This window comes from Thioalkalivibrio sp. ALE22, from assembly GCF_000381445.1.
In the GTDB taxonomy this organism is placed as follows: domain Bacteria; phylum Pseudomonadota; class Gammaproteobacteria; order Ectothiorhodospirales; family Ectothiorhodospiraceae; genus Thioalkalivibrio.
In genome coordinates this window covers 1-16917 of sequence record NZ_KB906517.1, presented here as the reverse complement: position 1 = coordinate 16917, position 16917 = coordinate 1, and the positions used below count along the sequence as shown (strand labels likewise).

Sequence of the window (16917 nt, the reverse complement as noted above, 5' to 3'; positions counted from 1 at the left end):
CACGCGGACTATGTGAAGAACATGATCACGGGTGCGGCGCAGATGGACGGCGCGATCCTGGTGGTGTCGGCGGCCGATGGCCCGATGCCGCAGACCCGCGAGCACATCCTGCTGGCGCGTCAGGTCGGTGTGCCGTACATCGTGGTGTTCCTGAACAAGGCCGACATGGTCGACGATCCGGAGCTGCTGGAGCTGGTCGAGATGGAAGTTCGCGACCTGCTGTCCTCCTACGATTTCCCGGGTGACGACACCCCGGTGATCACCGGCTCCGCGCTGAAGGCGCTGGAAGGTGACGAGAGCGAAGTGGGCGCCCCGGCGATCTACAAGCTGGTGGAGGCGATGGACAGCTGGATTCCGGAGCCCGAGCGTGCCGTGGACGGCGCGTTCCTGATGCCGGTGGAAGACGTCTTCTCGATCTCCGGTCGTGGCACCGTGGTGACCGGTCGCGTCGAGCGCGGCGTGGTGAAGGTCGGCGAAGAAATCGAGATCGTCGGTATTCGCGACACCCAGAAGACCACCGTCACCGGTGTCGAGATGTTCCGCAAGCTGCTGGACCAGGGCGAGGCGGGCGACAACGTCGGTATCCTGCTGCGTGGCACCAAGCGTGACGACGTGCAGCGTGGTCAGGTGCTGTGCAAGCCGGGTTCGATCACCCCGCACACGCATTTCGAGGCCGAGGTGTACATCCTGGGCAAGGACGAGGGCGGTCGTCATACGCCGTTCTTCAATGGGTACCGCCCGCAGTTCTACTTCCGTACGACCGACGTGACGGGTTCGGTGGAACTGCCGGAAGGCACCGAGATGGTGATGCCGGGCGACAACGTCAAGATGACGGTGTCCCTGATCAACCCGATCGCGATGGAAGACGGGCTGCGCTTTGCGATCCGCGAAGGTGGCCGCACCGTCGGCGCCGGCGTCGTCTCCAAGATCATCGAGTGATACAGTAGACAAGTTGACAGATCGACCGCGAGAGGCGGCGCCGGGTGCGTCGTCTCTCGCGTTTGTTTCTTGTCGATTCGATTTATAGGCCAGTAGCTCAATTGGCAGAGCAGCGGTCTCCAAAACCGCAGGTTGGGGGTTCGAGTCCCTCCTGGCCTGCCATCTTCCGGATGGCGGCAGCACCGGGTGATACGTATTCATGAGTGAACAATCGGAACAGACCGGCGTGCTTGATACCGTCAAGCTCGCGGTGGCCGTGGCGCTGCTGATTGCCGGCGTCATGGGCTTCTATTGGTTCCAGGACGAATCCACTCTGATTCGCGTCCTCGGGCTGCTCGCCGTTGTGGGGGTCGCCATCGGCATCGGGATGACGACCGCCAAGGGCAGCCAGCTCGCCGGCTTCATGGGCAACGCGCGCACCGAGGTGCGCAAGATGGTGTGGCCCACCCGCGTCGAGACGACCCAGACCACGCTGATCGTCATTGCTGTCGTGATCCTGGTGGGGATCTTCCTCTGGCTCCTGGACATGTTCCTGGGCTGGGGCATCAGTCGGTTCATCGGATAAGCATCAGGATTCTCGACCATGGCACTACGCTGGTACGTCGTACAGGCATTCTCGGGTTTCGAGGCGCAGGTGAAGCGGTCCCTGGAGGAGCGCATCGAGCGCTTCGGCATGCAGGATCACTTTGGCGAGATCCTCGTCCCCACCGAGGAGGTCGTCGAGATGAAGGACGGCCAGAAGCGCAAGAGCGAACGCAAGTTCTTCCCCGGCTACGTGCTGGTGCAGATGGACCTGAACGACGAGGCCTGGCACCTGGTGAAGGCCGTGCCGCGCGTGCTCGGCTTTATCGGCGGGACGGCCGATCGCCCGGCCCCGATTAGCGACAAGGAAGCCGACGCCATCCTGCAGCGCATGCAGGAAGGCGCCGAGAAGCCGCGCCCGAAGGTCCTGTTCGAGGTGGGCGAGATGGTTCGCGTGATCGATGGGCCGTTCAACGACTTCAACGGCGTGGTCGAAGAGGTCAACTACGACAAGAGCCGCCTGCTGGTGGCCGTCCAGATTTTCGGCCGCTCGACGCCCGTGGAACTGGAGTTCCACCAAGTCGAGAAAACCTGACCGACGCGCAAGCGTCGTTACCTGCTGATCGGGGAGCCGCGAGGCGTTCGCACCCGAGGGAGTTCTCATGGCAAAGAAAATCGAAGCGTATATCAAGCTTCAGGTCCCGGCCGGCAAGGCCAACCCGAGCCCGCCCGTGGGCCCCGCGCTGGGTCAGCGCGGTGTGAACATCATGGAGTTCTGCAAGGCGTTCAACGCGCAGACCCAGGAAATGGAGCCCGGTCTGCCGATCCCGGTGGTCATCACCGTGTACGCCGATCGCAGCTTCACGTTCATCACCAAGACGCCGCCGGCGGCGATCCTGCTGAAGAAGGCCGCGGGCATCCAGTCCGGGTCCGGTCAGCCGAATACCAACAAGGTGGGTACGGTCACCCGTGCCCAGCTGGAAGAGATCGCGAAGACCAAGGAACCCGACCTGACGGCGGCGGATCTGGATGCCGCGGTCCGTACCATTGCCGGTAGTGCCCGCAGTATGGGCCTCGAAGTGGAGGGTCTCTGACATGGCAAAGCTTTCCAAGCGTATGCAGGCCATCCGCGAGAAGGTCGAACCGACTCGTCTGTATCCGGTGACCGAGGCCTTTGATCTCCTGCGGGACCTGCCCAAGGCCAAGTTCCGCGAGTCGGTCGATGTCGCCGTGAACCTGGGCGTTGATCCGCGCAAGTCCGATCAGGTGGTGCGTGGTTCCACCGTGCTGCCGCACGGCAACGGCAAGACCGTTCGCGTGGCCGTGTTCACCCAGGGTGCCAACGCCGATGCGGCGAAGGAAGCCGGCGCGGACGTGGTCGGTATGGACGACCTCGCCGAACAGGTGAAGGCCGGTCAGATGGACTTCGACGTGGTGATCGCCTCCCCGGACGCGATGCGCGTGGTCGGTCAGCTGGGCCAGATCCTCGGGCCGCGCGGCCTGATGCCGAACCCGAAGGTCGGCACCGTGACCCCCGATGTGGCCACCGCGGTGACCAACGCCAAGGGCGGGCAGGTGCGCTATCGCACCGACAAGGGCGGCATCGTGCACTGCACGATCGGCGCGGCGGATTTCGAATCCAGTGCGCTTGCCGAGAACCTGAACGCCCTGCTGGCCGATCTGGTCAAGATGAAGCCGGCGACCTCCAAGGGTCAGTACGTCAAGGGCGTGGTGGTGTCGACCACCATGGGTCCGGGCGTCAAGGTCGATCAGGGCTCGCTGAGCCTCTGAGCAACAACATTCGGTTTTTGGTCGGCTGTCGCGCAAGCGGCACGCCATCCAAGACCGCAGGCGCGGGGCCTTCGGGCCCGGCTTAATACCTCAGCCTGCGCAGATGGTGTCACCCGATTCAGGAAGTACCTGCGACGGGAGCACCGCAGTACCGGGTTCGCCCGGTTTCACGACCGCCTCCGGGTGGTCTTACTAGAGGAGAGTCAACGTGGCTTTGAATCTCGATGACAAGAAGGTGATTGTCTCGGAACTGGCTACGGTTGCTGCCTCGGCACATTCCGCGGTCGCCGCGGAATATCGGGGTCTCTCGGTAGCGCAGATGACCGACCTGCGTCGGCAGGCACGGTCCTCCGGTGTCTATCTGCGAGTGGTGAAGAACAACCTCGCCAAGCGTGCCATTGAGGGTACGGATTTCGAGTGCATGCAGCCCGAGCTGCATGGCCCGCTGATCCTGGCCTTCAGTGAAGAGGAGCCCAGCTCCGCCGCGCGCCTGGTGAAGGACTTCGCCAAGGAGAACGATCAGCTGAAGGTCCGGCTGGTGTCCTTTGGTGGGCAGCTAATGGGGGCGAACGATCTCGATCGCCTCGCGAGCCTGCCGACGCGTGAAGAGGCGCTTGCGCAGCTTCTCGCCACCATGAAGGCGCCGCTCGACAAGTTCGCCCGTACGGTGAACGAAGTCCCCGGCAAGCTGGTGCGTACCGTTGCAGCAATCCGTGACCAGAAACAGGCAGCCTGAACCCTTACCGCCTTTTTCTGCAGCAAGTACTGAATGAATTCGGGTACGACCCGTTAGGAGAGTTAGAAATGGCCGTTTCGAAAGAAGATATCCTGGAAGCCATCGGCAACATGACGGTCCTCGAGATCGTGGACCTGATCAGCGAGATGGAAGAGAAGTTCGGCGTGTCCGCCGCTGCCGCCGTCGCGGCCGCCCCGGCCGCTGCCGGTGGTGGTGAAGCCGCCGCCGCCGAAGCCAAGGACGAGTTCGACGTCGTGATGTCCAGCTTCGGCGACAACAAGGTCGGCGTGATCAAGGTCGTGCGCGGCCTGACCGGGCTGGGTCTGAAGGAAGCCAAGGAAATGGTCGAAGGCGTGCCGGCGACCGTGAAGGAAGGCGCGCCGAAGGAAGAGGCCGAGAAGATGAAGACGGAACTGGAAGAAGCGGGCGCCACCGTCGAACTGAAGTAAGAAGGCGCTTGCGCCTGTTGTTTTCGTGTACATCACGAAGCCCTGAGGCTGGCGGCCGTTTGGTCGTCAGCCTCAGCCCGTGGTGGCGCGGGTTTTGTTCCGCGTTGTTCAGCTAGCCTCCGAGGTAAGCCATGGCCCTCAGTTATACCGAAAAGAAACGTATCCGCAAGGACTTCGGGAAGCGTCCCCAGATCCTCGACGTCCCGTACCTGCTCGAGACCCAGTTGACGTCCTATCGGGATTTCCTGCAGGCGGACCAAGCGCCGGACGGGCGTGATCCCCTGGGCCTGCACGCGGCGTTTCAGTCGGTATTCCCCATCGTCAGCTATTCCGGTCATGTCCAGCTCGAGTACGTGAGCTACCGCCTGGGCGAGCCGATGTTCGACGTGAAGGAATGCCAGATCCGTGGCGTGACCTATGCGGCCCCGCTGCGTGTGCTGCTGCGCCTCGTGATCCACGACAAGGAAGCCCCGGCGGGCTCCACCGTGGTCAAGGAGGTCAAGGAGCAGGAGGTCTACATGGGCGAGATGCCGCTCATGACGGAGAACGGCACCTTCGTCATCAATGGCACCGAACGCGTGATCGTGTCGCAGCTGCACCGCTCCCCCGGTGTGTTCTTCGACAGCGACAAGGGCAAGACGCAGGGCAGCGCGCAGAAGCTGCTCTATAACGCCCGCATCATTCCGTACCGCGGTTCCTGGCTGGACTTCGAGTTCGACGCCAAGGACGGGGTATACGTGCGCATCGACCGTCGCCGCAAGCTGCCGGCGTCGATCCTGCTGCGCGCACTGGGCATGGATACCGAAGAGATCCTGGCCACCTTTTTCGAATTCAACCAGCTCACCCTCGACGAGGATGGTGGCGAGCTGGACCTGATCCCCGAGCGCATGCGCGGCGAGACCGCCGTGGTGGATATCACCGACGGTGACAAGGTCATCGTCGAGGCGGGTCGCCGCATCACCCCCCGTCACATCCGGGAGATCGAGAAGGCCGGCATCAGCACCCTGCGGGTGCCGGACGAATACCTGCTGGGTCGTGTGCTGGCCAAGGGCGTGGTGGACGAGTCCACCGGCGAACTGATCGCCGGCGCCAACGACGCCCTGACCCAGGAACTGCTGGACAAGCTGCGCGCCGAGGGTGTGAAGACCCTGCAGACGATCTACACCAACGACTACGACCATGGTCCGTACATGTCGGACACCCTGCGTCTGGACCCGACCAAGACGCAGCTGGAGGCGCAGGTCGAGATCTACCGCGTGATGCGCCCGGGCGAGCCGCCGACCAAGGACGCCGCGGAGAACCTGTTCTCCAACCTGTTCTTCTCCGAGGATCGCTACGACCTCTCCGCCGTGGGCCGCATGAAGTTCAACCGTCGCGTGGGTCGCGAGACCGACGAGGGCGAGGGCGTGCTGTCGCCGGAGGACATCCTGGATGTGCTGAAGGTCCTGATCGACCTGCGCAACGGCAACGGCCGCACCGACGACATCGACCACCTGGGCAACCGCCGTATCCGCAGCGTGGGCGAGATGGCCGAGAACCAGTTCCGTCTGGGCCTGGTGCGGGTTGAGCGCGCGGTCAAGGAGCGTCTGACCGTCGCCGAGAGCGAGGGCCTGATGCCGCAGGAGCTGATCAACGCCAAGCCGGTGGCGGCCGCGGTCAAGGAGTTCTTCGGGTCCAGCCAGCTGTCGCAGTTCATGGACCAGAACAACCCGCTGTCCGAGGTCACCCACAAGCGCCGCATCTCCGCGCTGGGCCCGGGCGGCCTGACCCGCGAGCGTGCCGGCTTCGAGGTGCGCGACGTGCATCCGACGCACTACGGTCGCGTCTGCCCGATCGAGACCCCGGAAGGCCCGAACATCGGCCTGATCAATTCGCTGGCGGTGTACGCCCGCACCAACCGTTACGGCTTCCTGGAGACGCCGTACCGCAAGGTCGAGGACGGCAAGGTCACCGAGGAGATCGTTTACCTCTCCGCGATCGAGGAGAGCCAGTACGTGATCGCCCAGGCGAACGCGGCCATGGACGACGAAGGCCGTCTGAGCGACGACCTCGTCTCCTGCCGCCACCAGGAAGAGTTCACGATCTCGACTCCGGACAAGATCCAGTACATGGATATCTCGCCGAAGCAGATCGTGTCGGTGGCGGCCGCGCTGCTGCCGTTCCTGGAGCACGATGACGCGAACCGCGCCCTGATGGGTGCGAACATGCAGCGTCAGGCCGTGCCGTGCCTGCGTGCCGACAAGCCGCTGGTGGGCACCGGCATCGAGCGCGCCGTCGCCATCGACTCCGGCTCCGCGATCGTCGCCAAGCGCGGCGGGACTGTGGACTCGGTCGATGCCGGTCGCGTGGTGGTCCGGGTCAACGACGACGAGACCGTGGCCGGCGAGCCGGGCGTGGACATCTACAACCTGACCAAGTACTCGCGTTCCAACCAGAACACCTCCATCAACCAGCGGCCGCTGGTCGCGGTGGGCGACGAGATCGCCCGCGGCGACGCGATCGCGGACGGCTCCTCCACCGACATGGGTGAGCTGGCGCTGGGCCAGAACATGATGGTCGCGTTCATGCCGTGGAACGGCTACAACTTCGAGGACTCGATCCTGATCTCGGAGCGGGTGGTGCAGGAGGACCGCTACACCACCATCCATATCGAGGAGCTCAACTGTGTCGCCCGCGACACCAAGCTGGGCCAGGAAGAGATCACCGCGGATATCCCGAACGTCTCCGAGTCCCTGCTGAACAAGCTGGACGAGTCCGGCGTCGTGTATGTCGGCGCCGAGGTGAATCCGGGCGATATCCTGGTGGGCAAGGTGACGCCGAAGGGCGAGACCCAGCTGACGCCGGAAGAGAAACTCCTGAGGGCGATCTTCGGCGAGAAGGCCTCCGACGTGAAGGACACCTCCCTGCGCGTCCCGTCCGGCATCGAGGGCACGGTGATCGACGTGCGCGTGTTCACCCGCGACGGTGTGGAGAAGGACGCCCGCGCCAAGTCGATCGAGGCCGACGATCTGGCCGCCGTGCAGAAGGACCTGAAGGACCAGCTGCGCATCTACGAGGACGATATCTACGCTCGCGTGGAGAAGCTGCTGGTCAACAAGACCGCCGCCGGCGGGCCGGACGGCCTCGGTGACGGCTCCAAGGTCACCAAGAAGTACCTGCAGGGTCTGTCCCGCGACAAGTGGTTCGAGGTGCGGCTGAAGGACGACGCGGTCAACTCCCAGCTGGAGGACCTTGGTCGTCAGATCCAGGACCAGCACGAGGCGTTCGAGAAGAAGTTCGAGCACCAGAAGGCCAAGCTGGCCGCGGGCGACGACCTGCCGCCGGGCGTGCAGAAGATGGTCAAGGTGTACGTGGCCGTGAAGCGTCGCCTGCAGCCGGGCGACAAGATGGCCGGTCGCCACGGCAACAAGGGCGTGATCTCGATGATCGTGCCGGAAGAGGACATGCCGTTCCTCGAGGACGGGACCCCGGTCGACGTGGTGCTGAACCCGCTGGGCGTGCCCTCGCGCATGAACGTCGGGCAGGTGCTGGAGGTTCACCTCGGGTGGGCCGCCAAGGGCCTGGGCGACAAGATCAATCGCATGCTGGAGGCGCAGGCCGAGATCGCGAAGCTGCGCGAGTTCCTCGACAAGATCTACAACCACCGCGAGAAGAAGGTGGACCTCGACTCCATGTCGGATGCCGAGATCATCACCCTCTGCCGGAACCTGCGCGGTGGCGTGCCGATGGCGACGCCGGTATTCGACGGTGCCGAAGAGGCCGAGATCAAGGAGATGTTGCGCCTGGCGGACCTGCCCGAGACCGGGCAGGCCCAGCTCTACGATGGCCGCACCGGCGACGAATTCGATCGCCCGGTTACCGTGGGCTACATGCACATGCTGAAGCTGAACCACCTGGTGGACGACAAGATGCATGCGCGTTCCACCGGCCCGTACTCGCTGGTCACCCAGCAGCCGCTGGGCGGCAAGGCGCAGTTCGGCGGTCAGCGCTTCGGCGAAATGGAGGTCTGGGCACTGGAGGCCTACGGCGCCGCCTACACCCTGCAGGAGATGCTGACGGTGAAGGCGGACGACGTGCAGGGCCGTAACAAGATGTACAAGAACATCGTTGACGGTGAGCACCACATGGAGGCCAACGTCCCCGAGTCGTTCAACGTGCTCATGAAGGAGATCAAGGCGCTCGGCATCAATATCGAGCTCGAGCAGGACTGATCTTCTCCGATCCGATTGTGATCCGACGGGGCGTGCGCGCCCCTCGAAACCAAGTTTGTGAGGCAAGCGAATGAAAGACCTCCTGAATCTGTTCAAGCAGCAGACCCAGCCGGAAGAGTTCGATGCGATCCGCATCGGCCTGGCGTCCTCGGACCAGATCCGTTCCTGGTCCTTTGGCGAGGTGAAGAAGCCGGAGACCATCAACTACCGGACCTTCAAGCCGGAGCGTGACGGCCTGTTCTGCGCGAAGATCTTCGGGCCGGTGAAGGACTACGAGTGCCTGTGCGGCAAGTACAAGCGCCTGAAGCATCGCGGCGTGGTCTGCGAGAAGTGCGGCGTCGAGGTCACCCAGACCAAGGTGCGCCGCGAGCGCATGGGGCATATCGACCTGGCCTCGCCGGTTGCGCACATCTGGTACCTGAAGAGCCTGCCGTCCCGCATCGGCCTGCTGCTGGACATGACCCTGAAGGACATCGAGAAGGTGCTCTACTTCGAGTCCTTCATCGTGACCGATCCGGGCTTCACCACGCTCGAGAAGCGCCAGCTCCTGACCGACGAGGAATACCTCGAAGCCATGGAAGAGCACGGCGACGACTTCACCGCGCTGATGGGCGCCGAGGCCGTGCTGAGCCTGCTGAAGGAGATGGATCTGCCGGCCGAGGCTGCCAAGCTGCGCCAGGAGCTGGCCGAGACCGGCTCCGAGACCAAGATCAAGCGTCTGGGCAAGCGGCTCAAGCTGGTCGAGTCCTTCCTCGAGTCCGGCAACAAGCCGGAGTGGATGATCATGAAGGTCCTGCCGGTGCTGCCGCCGGACTTGCGCCCGCTGGTGCCGCTGGACGGTGGCCGCTTCGCGACCTCCGACCTGAACGACCTGTACCGCCGGGTGATCAACCGGAACAACCGGCTGCGCCGCCTGCTGGAGCTGAACGCCCCGGACATCATCGTACGCAACGAAAAGCGCATGCTGCAGGAGTCCGTGGATGCGCTGCTGGACAACGGGCGTCGCGGTCGTGCGATCACCGGCACCAACAAGCGCCCGCTGAAATCCCTGGCCGACATGATCAAGGGCAAGCAGGGCCGCTTCCGCCAGAACCTGCTGGGCAAGCGCGTCGACTACTCCGGTCGTTCCGTGATCGTGGTCGGTCCGACTCTGCGCCTGCACCAGTGCGGCCTGCCCAAGCGCATGGCGCTGGAACTGTTCAAGCCGTTCATCTTCGGCAAGCTGCAGCGCCGTGGCCTGGCCACGACCATCAAGGCCGCCAAGAAGGCCGTGGAGAAGGAAGGCCCCGAGGTCTGGGACATCCTCGAAGAGGTGATCCGCGAGCACCCGGTGATGCTGAACCGTGCCCCGACCCTGCACCGCCTGGGCATCCAGGCCTTCGAACCGGTGCTGATCGAGGGCAAGGCGATCCAGCTGCATCCGCTGGTCTGTGCCGCGTTCAACGCCGACTTCGACGGTGACCAGATGGCCGTGCACGTGCCGCTGTCGCTGGAGGCCCAGCTGGAGGCGCGCACGCTGATGCTGTCCTCCAACAACGTGCTGTCGCCGGCCAACGGCGAGCCGATCATCGTGCCGTCGCAGGATATCGTGCTGGGTCTGTACTACCTGTCGCGCGAGAAGGTCAACGCCAAGGGCGAAGGGATGACCTTCTCCGACGTGGACGAGGTGCACCGCGCCTACGAGCACAAGCAGGTGGACCTGCATGCGCGCATCACCGTGCGCATCGCGGACACCATGGCCGACGTCGCCGAGGGCGAAGCGCTCCCGTCCATGCGCGTGGAGACCACGGTCGGTCGCGCGATCCTGTCGCGCATCATGCCCAAGGGTCTGCCGTTCGAGCTGATTGATCGCGAGCTGAACAAGAAGGCGATCTCCGGGCTGATCAACTCCTGCTACCGCCGCCTGGGCCTGAAGGACACGGTCGTGTTCGCGGACCAGCTGATGTACGCGGGCTTCTACTACTCCACCCGTGCCGGCGTGTCCTTCTGCGCCGACGACATGGTGATCCCGGACGAGAAGCACCCGATCCTGCAGGGCGCCGAGGACCAGGTGAAGGAGATCGAGGATCAGTACGCCTCGGGTCTCGTCACCAAGGGCGAGCGCTACAACAAGGTCGTGGACATCTGGTCGCACTGCAATGACCAGGTCGCCAAGGCCATGATGGAGCGCCTCGGCAAGGAGCAGGTCACCAACAAGGACGGCGAAACGGTCGAGCAGAACTCGTTCAACTCGATCTTCATGATGGCCGATTCCGGCGCGCGTGGTTCCGCCGCGCAGATCCGGCAGCTGGCCGGCATGCGCGGCCTGATGGCCAAGCCGGACGGCTCCATCATCGAGACGCCGATCACCGCGAACTTCCGCGAGGGTCTGAACGTCCTGCAGTACTTCATCTCGACCCACGGGGCGCGCAAGGGCCTGGCCGATACCGCGCTGAAGACCGCGAACTCGGGTTACCTGACCCGTCGCCTGGTGGATGTCTCCCAGGACGTTGTGGTGACCGAGCCGGACTGCGGCACCGAGCAGGGCCTGTTGATGAAGCCGATCATCGAGGGTGGCGACGTCGTGGAGCCGCTGCGCGATCGCGTGCTGGGGCGTACCACCGCGGTGGACGTACTCCGCCCGGGCACTGACGAGGTGCTGGTGCCCGCGGGCACCCTGCTGGACGAGGCCATGGTGGACACCCTGGACGGCGCGTCGGTGGACGAGGTGCTGGTGCGTTCGGCGATCACCTGCGAGACCCGCCAGGGCATCTGCGCCAAGTGCTACGGGCGTGATCTGGCCCGTGGCCACGAGGTCAACGCCGGGGAGGCCGTGGGCGTCATCGCCGCGCAGTCGATCGGCGAGCCGGGTACCCAGCTGACCATGCGTACCTTCCACATCGGCGGGGCCGCGAGCCGCGCGGTGACGGTCAGCGCGATCCAGGTGAAGAACTCCGGGGCCGCGCGTCTGCACAACCTGAAGACGGTCACCAACAAGGCCGGTAACCTGGTCGCGGTATCGCGTTCCGGCGAGCTGGGCGTGATCGACGATCAGGGCCGTGAGCGCGAGCGTTACAAGATCCCGTACGGCGCGACCATCACGGTCCATGATGGCGACACCGTCGAGGCCGGCCAGGAGGTCGCGACCTGGGATCCGCATACCCATCCGATTGTCACTGAGGTGGCCGGTAACATCCGTCTGGCGGATTTCGTCGAGAACGTCACCGTCACCAAGGAGACCGACGAGTTCACCGGGCTGTCGTCCAACGTGGTGCTGGATCCGAAGAGCCGCTCGTCGGCCGGAAAGGACCTGCGCCCGACGGTCAAGCTGCTGGACGACGACGGCAACGAGGTGTACATCCCGGGCACCGACATGCCCGCGCAGTACATGCTGCCGGCCAACGCGATCTTCAACCTGGAGGACAACGCCCGGGTCGAGGTCGGTGACGTCATCGCGCGCCTGCCGCAGGAGTCCTCCAAGACCCGTGACATCACCGGGGGTCTGCCCCGCGTGGCCGACCTGTTCGAGGCACGCCGTCCGAAGGAGCCGGCGGTGCTGGCGGAGATCTCGGGTACCGTGTCGTTCGGCAAGGAGACCAAGGGCAAGCAGCGCCTGGTGATCACCCCGGACAAGGGCGACCCGGTCGAGATGCTGATCCCGAAGCTGCGGACCGTGAACGTCTTCGAGGGCGAGCGCGTGGAGCGTGGCGAGGTCGTAGTCGATGGCGAGCTGGATCCGCACGACATCCTGCGCCTGCGCGGTGTCACCACCCTGGCCGAGTACCAGGTGCAGGAGATCCAGGACGTCTACCGCCTGCAGGGCGTGAAGATCAACGACAAGCACATCGAGGTGATCGTCCGCCAGATGATGCGCAAGGTGAACATCGTGGACGCCGGCGATACCAAGTTCCTCGCCGGGGACCAGGTCGATCGCGTGCGTGTCCTCGAGGAGAACGAACAACTGGGTGCGGATCAGCAGCCGGCGACCTACGAGCGCGTGCTGCTCGGGATCACCAAGGCCTCGCTGGTCACCGAGTCGTTCATCTCCGCGGCCTCCTTCCAGGAGACCACCCGCGTACTGACCGAGGCGTCCACCCGGGGCGCCCGCGACGACCTGCGCGGTCTGAAGGAGAACGTGATTGTCGGGCGCCTGATCCCCGCCGGGACGGGCCTCGCCTACCACAAGGAGCGCCGTCGCAAGCGCGCGCTGGAAATGCCCGAGTTCGAGGCGGTCGAGGAGACCCAGGCGGCCACCGCCGAGTCCGAGCCCGCCACCACCGATCCGGGTACCGCGGAAGACGGGTCCGAGTGACCCGTCCCATCTTGACACTCACGGGGGCGGCGATTAGAATTCCGCTCCCTCGACAGGCCGGTCTCGGCGCCGGCCTGTCGTTATTTTTAGGCTAGGAGAAAGGGTTTCATGGCCACGATCAACCAGTTGGTACGCAAGCCCCGCAAGCGCCCCGTCGAAAAGAGCGATGTGCCGGCGCTGCAGGGTTCCCCGCAGAAGCGCGGGGTCTGCACCCGTGTCTACACGACCACCCCGAAAAAGCCGAACTCGGCGCTGCGCAAGGTTGCGCGCGTGCGGCTGACCAATGGCTACGAAGTCAGTAGCTACATCGGCGGGGAAGGCCACAACCTGCAGGAGCACTCGGTGGTCCTGATCCGTGGCGGCCGCGTGAAGGACCTCCCGGGTGTGCGCTACCACACGGTGCGCGGCAGCCTGGATACCCAGGGCGTGCAGAAGCGTGCCCAGGGCCGGTCCAAGTACGGCACCAAGCGTCCCAAGAAATCCTAACCGAGATCCAGTCCGGGAACTGAAACATGTCTAGAAGAGCAGCTGCCCCCAAGCGTCACATCCTCCCCGACCCGAAGTTCGGAAGCGAGCGCCTGGCCAAGTTCATCAACACGGTCATGCGTGACGGCAAGAAATCCGTCGCCGAGCAGGTCGTGTACGGCGCCCTGGACCAGATCGAGTCCAAGCAGGGCGACGGGATGGGCGCGCTGGAGCGTGCCCTGGACAACATCCGTCCGCGCGTCGAGGTCAAGTCGCGCCGCGTCGGTGGCGCGACCTATCAGGTTCCGGTGGAAGTCCGCTCGGTGCGTCAGGACGCGCTGGCGATGCGCTGGGTGGTCGAGGCCGCCCGCAAGCGTGGCGAACGGACCATGGCCCTGAAGCTGGCTGGCGAACTGATGGACGCCGCCGACAGCAAGGGCTCGGCCGTGAAGAAGCGCGAAGACACTCACCGCATGGCGGAAGCGAACAAGGCGTTCGCCCATTTCCGCTGGTAAATCTGTTTAGAGAGGCTCACCGTGGCACGCAAGACCCCACTTAAGCGCTACCGGAACATCGGGATCAGCGCGCACATCGACGCCGGCAAGACGACGACGACCGAACGCATCCTGTTCTACACCGGTCTGTCGCACAAGATCGGCGAGGTGCATGACGGTGCAGCCGTGATGGACTGGATGGAGCAGGAGCAGGAGCGCGGGATCACCATCACCTCCGCGGCGACCACCAGCTTCTGGTCCGGCATGGCCAAGCAGTTCGACGAGCACCGGGTGAATATCATCGATACCCCCGGGCACGTGGACTTCACCATCGAAGTCGAGCGCTCCATGCGTGTGCTCGACGGCGCGGTCATGGTGTACTGCGCGGTCGGTGGCGTGCAGCCGCAGTCCGAGACCGTGTGGCGCCAGGCGACCAAGTACGCCGTGCCGCGTATGGCGTTCGTGAACAAGATGGACCGCGCCGGCGCCGACTTCCTGCGCGTCTATGAACAGATGAAGGAACGCCTGCAGGCGAACCCGGTCCCGATCCAGCTGCCGATCGGCGCGGAGGACCAGTTCAAGGGCGTGATCGACCTGGTGAAGATGCAGGCCATCTACTGGGACGAGGACAACTTCGGCATCTCCTTCGAATACAAGGATATCCCGGAGGAGCTCAAGGCCGAGGCCGAGAAGTGGCGCGAGAACATGCTCGAGGCGGCCGCCGAGGCCAACGAAGAGCTGATGGACAAGTACCTCAACGAGGGCACGCTCAGCGAGGAAGAGATCAAGTCCGCGCTGCGCCATCGCACCATCGAGCTCGAGATCGTGCCGATGCTGTGCGGCTCCGCGTTCAAGAACAAGGGTGTGCAGGCGATGCTCGACGCGGTCGTCGAGTACCTGCCATCGCCGGAAGAGGTCAAGGCGATCAAGGGCGTCAAGGCGGGCACCGAGGAGCCGGTCGAGAAGCACGCCTCCGATGACGAGCCGTTCGCCGCGCTGGCGTTCAAGATCATGACCGACCCCTACGTGGGCTCGCTGACCTTCGTGCGCGTCTATTCGGGCGTGCTGTCGGCCGGCGACTCGGTCCTGAACACGCAGAACAACCGCCGCGAGCGCATCGGCCGCATCCTGCAGATGCACTCGAACTCCCGCGAGGAGATCAAGGAGCTGCGCGCGGGTGACATCGGCGCCGTGGTCGGTCTGAAGGACCTGTACACCGGGACCACGCTGTGCGACCCGAACGACCCGGTCGAACTGGAGCGTATGGAGTTCCCGGATCCGGTGATCTCCATCGCGGTCGAGCCGAAAACCAAGACCGACCAGGAAAAGATGGGTATCGCGCTGAACAAGCTGGCGCAGGAAGATCCGTCGTTCCGCGTGCGGACCGACGAGGAATCCGGGCAGACCATCATCTCCGGCATGGGCGAGCTGCACCTGGAGGTGCTGGTCGACCGCATGAAGCGGGAATTCAAGGTCGAGGCGAACGTGGGTCAGCCCCAGGTGGCCTACCGCGAGACCATCCGCAAGACGGTCGAACAGGAAGGCAAGTTCGTGCGCCAGTCCGGTGGTCGCGGCCAGTACGGTCACGTCTGGATCCGCATCGAGCCGCTGGAGCCCGGCGAAGGCTACAAGTTCGAGAACGCCATCGTGGGTGGTGTGGTGCCGAAGGACTACATCCCGGCCGTCTCCAAGGGCATCGAGGAGCAGATGGCCAACGGTGTGCTCGCCGGGTATCCGGTCGAGGACGTCAAGGTCACCCTGTTCGACGGCTCCTACCATGACGTCGACTCCAACGAGATGGCGTTCAAGGTGGCCGGTTCGATGGCCTTCAAGGAAGGCGCCCTGAAGGCGGGTGCCGTGCTGCTCGAGCCGATGATGAAGGTCGAGGTGGAGACGCCCGAGGAGTACATGGGCGACGTGATGGGCGACCTCAATCGCCGCCGCGGTCTGGTGAAGGGCATGGAAGACGTGGCCGGCCAGAAGCTGCTGAAGGCCGAGGTGCCGCTGTCCGAGATGTTCGGCTACTCGACCCAGCTGCGCTCGATGAGCCAGGGCCGCGCGACCTACTCGATGGAATTCGAGAAGTACGCCGAGGCCCCCGCCCAGATCGCCGAGGCGGTTGCCGCCAAGGCGTCCTGATACCGAATTCGCGTTATTTGAAAGAACTGCAAGAGGTTTGAGCTGTGTCCAAGGAAAAGTTCGAGCGTAAGAAGCCGCATGTGAATGTGGGGACGATTGGTCATGTGGACCATGGGAAAACGACGCTGACGGCGGCGATGACGGCGGTGCTGGGCAAGAAGTACGGGAGCGAAGCCCGTGCGTTTGACCAGATCGACAATGCGCCGGAAGAGAAGGCGCGCGGGATCACGATTGCGACCGCGCACGTCGAATACGAAAGCGACATTCGCCACTATGCGCACGTCGACTGCCCCGGGCACGCGGACTATGTGAAGAACATGATCACGGGTGCGGCGCAGATGGACGGCGCGATCCTGGTGGTGTCGGCGGCCGATGGCCCGATGCCGCAGACCCGCGAGCACATCCTGCTGGCGCGTCAGGTCGGTGTGCCGTACATCGTGGTGTTCCTGAACAAGGCCGACATGGTCGACGATCCGGAGCTGCTGGAGCTGGTCGAGATGGAAGTTCGCGACCTGCTGTCCTCCTACGATTTCCCGGGTGACGACACCCCGGTGATCACCGGTTCCGCGCTGAAGGCGCTGGAAGGTGACGAGAGCGAAGTGGGCGCCCCGGCGATCTACAAGCTGGTGGAGGCGATGGACAGCTGGATTCCGGAGCCCGAGCGTGCCGTGGACGGCGCGTTCCTGATGCCGGTGGAAGATGTCTTCTCGATCTCCGGTCGTGGCACCGTGGTGACCGGTCGCGTCGAGCGCGGCGTGGTGAAGGTCGGCGAAGAAATCGAGATCGTCGGTATTCGCGACACCCAGAAGACCACCGTCACCGGTGTCGAGATGTTCCGCAAGCTGCTGGACCAGGGCGAGGCGGGCGACAACGTCGGTAT

13 protein-coding genes and 1 tRNA gene are annotated in these 16917 nt (G+C 64.5%); all 14 read left to right on the top strand.

What is annotated here, in order from left to right:
* Positions 1 to 939, top strand: a 939-nt coding sequence (gene tuf, locus F793_RS0113210) for an elongation factor Tu (RefSeq protein ID WP_019592820.1), incomplete at its 5' end; no start/stop codon positions are given.
* Between the two features lie 86 nt (positions 940 to 1025).
* Positions 1026 to 1101: transfer RNA gene (locus F793_RS0113205), tRNA-Trp, on the top strand.
* A 37-nt stretch (positions 1102 to 1138) separates the two neighbouring features.
* Positions 1139 to 1504 carry a preprotein translocase subunit SecE gene (gene secE / locus F793_RS0113200; protein WP_017940469.1) on the top strand — a complete coding sequence of 122 codons (366 nt, stop codon included), beginning with the start codon at positions 1139 to 1141 and terminating at the stop codon, positions 1502 to 1504.
* An 18-nt stretch (positions 1505 to 1522) separates the two neighbouring features.
* A complete protein-coding gene (gene nusG / locus F793_RS0113195; protein WP_017940468.1) occupies positions 1523 to 2056 on the top strand; it encodes a transcription termination/antitermination protein NusG in 534 nt (177 codons plus the stop codon).
* Between the two features lie 67 nt (positions 2057 to 2123).
* A complete protein-coding gene (rplK, locus tag F793_RS0113190; RefSeq protein ID WP_018867954.1) occupies positions 2124 to 2555 on the top strand; it encodes a 50S ribosomal protein L11 in 432 nt (143 codons plus the stop codon).
* 1 nt (position 2556) lies between these two features.
* On the top strand, positions 2557 to 3252 hold the full coding sequence (gene rplA, locus F793_RS0113185; protein WP_018867955.1) for a 50S ribosomal protein L1: 696 nt from the start codon (positions 2557 to 2559) through the stop codon (positions 3250 to 3252).
* A gap of 214 nt (positions 3253 to 3466) precedes the next feature.
* Positions 3467 to 3988, top strand: a complete 522-nt coding sequence (rplJ, locus tag F793_RS0113180; RefSeq protein ID WP_018867956.1) for a 50S ribosomal protein L10 — start codon at positions 3467 to 3469, stop codon at positions 3986 to 3988.
* A gap of 68 nt (positions 3989 to 4056) precedes the next feature.
* Complete coding sequence (rplL, locus tag F793_RS0113175) at positions 4057 to 4437, top strand: 50S ribosomal protein L7/L12 (protein WP_018867957.1); 381 nt, start codon at positions 4057 to 4059, stop codon at positions 4435 to 4437.
* Positions 4438 to 4568: 131 nt separating this feature from the next.
* Entirely contained in the window at positions 4569 to 8648 is a 4080-nt protein-coding gene (gene rpoB, locus F793_RS0113170; protein WP_018882866.1) for a DNA-directed RNA polymerase subunit beta, read from the top strand.
* 70 nt (positions 8649 to 8718) lie between these two features.
* The gene (gene rpoC, locus F793_RS0113165; protein WP_018867959.1) at positions 8719 to 12939 is read left to right on the top strand and encodes a DNA-directed RNA polymerase subunit beta'; all 4221 of its coding nucleotides are present in this window, start codon (positions 8719 to 8721) and stop codon (positions 12937 to 12939) included.
* A gap of 108 nt (positions 12940 to 13047) precedes the next feature.
* Positions 13048 to 13425, top strand: a complete 378-nt coding sequence (rpsL, locus tag F793_RS0113160; protein ID WP_017940461.1) for a 30S ribosomal protein S12 — start codon at positions 13048 to 13050, stop codon at positions 13423 to 13425.
* A gap of 26 nt (positions 13426 to 13451) precedes the next feature.
* Positions 13452 to 13919 (top strand): 30S ribosomal protein S7, encoded by a 468-nt coding sequence (gene rpsG, locus F793_RS0113155; RefSeq protein ID WP_018175517.1) that lies wholly within the window; start codon positions 13452 to 13454, stop codon positions 13917 to 13919.
* Positions 13920 to 13940: 21 nt separating this feature from the next.
* Positions 13941 to 16037: an elongation factor G gene (gene fusA / locus F793_RS0113150; protein WP_018881647.1), complete on the top strand. Its 2097-nt coding sequence runs from the start codon at positions 13941 to 13943 to the stop codon at positions 16035 to 16037.
* 44 nt (positions 16038 to 16081) lie between these two features.
* On the top strand, positions 16082 to 16917 hold an 836-nt coding region (gene tuf / locus F793_RS0113145; protein WP_019592773.1), incomplete at its 3' end, for an elongation factor Tu.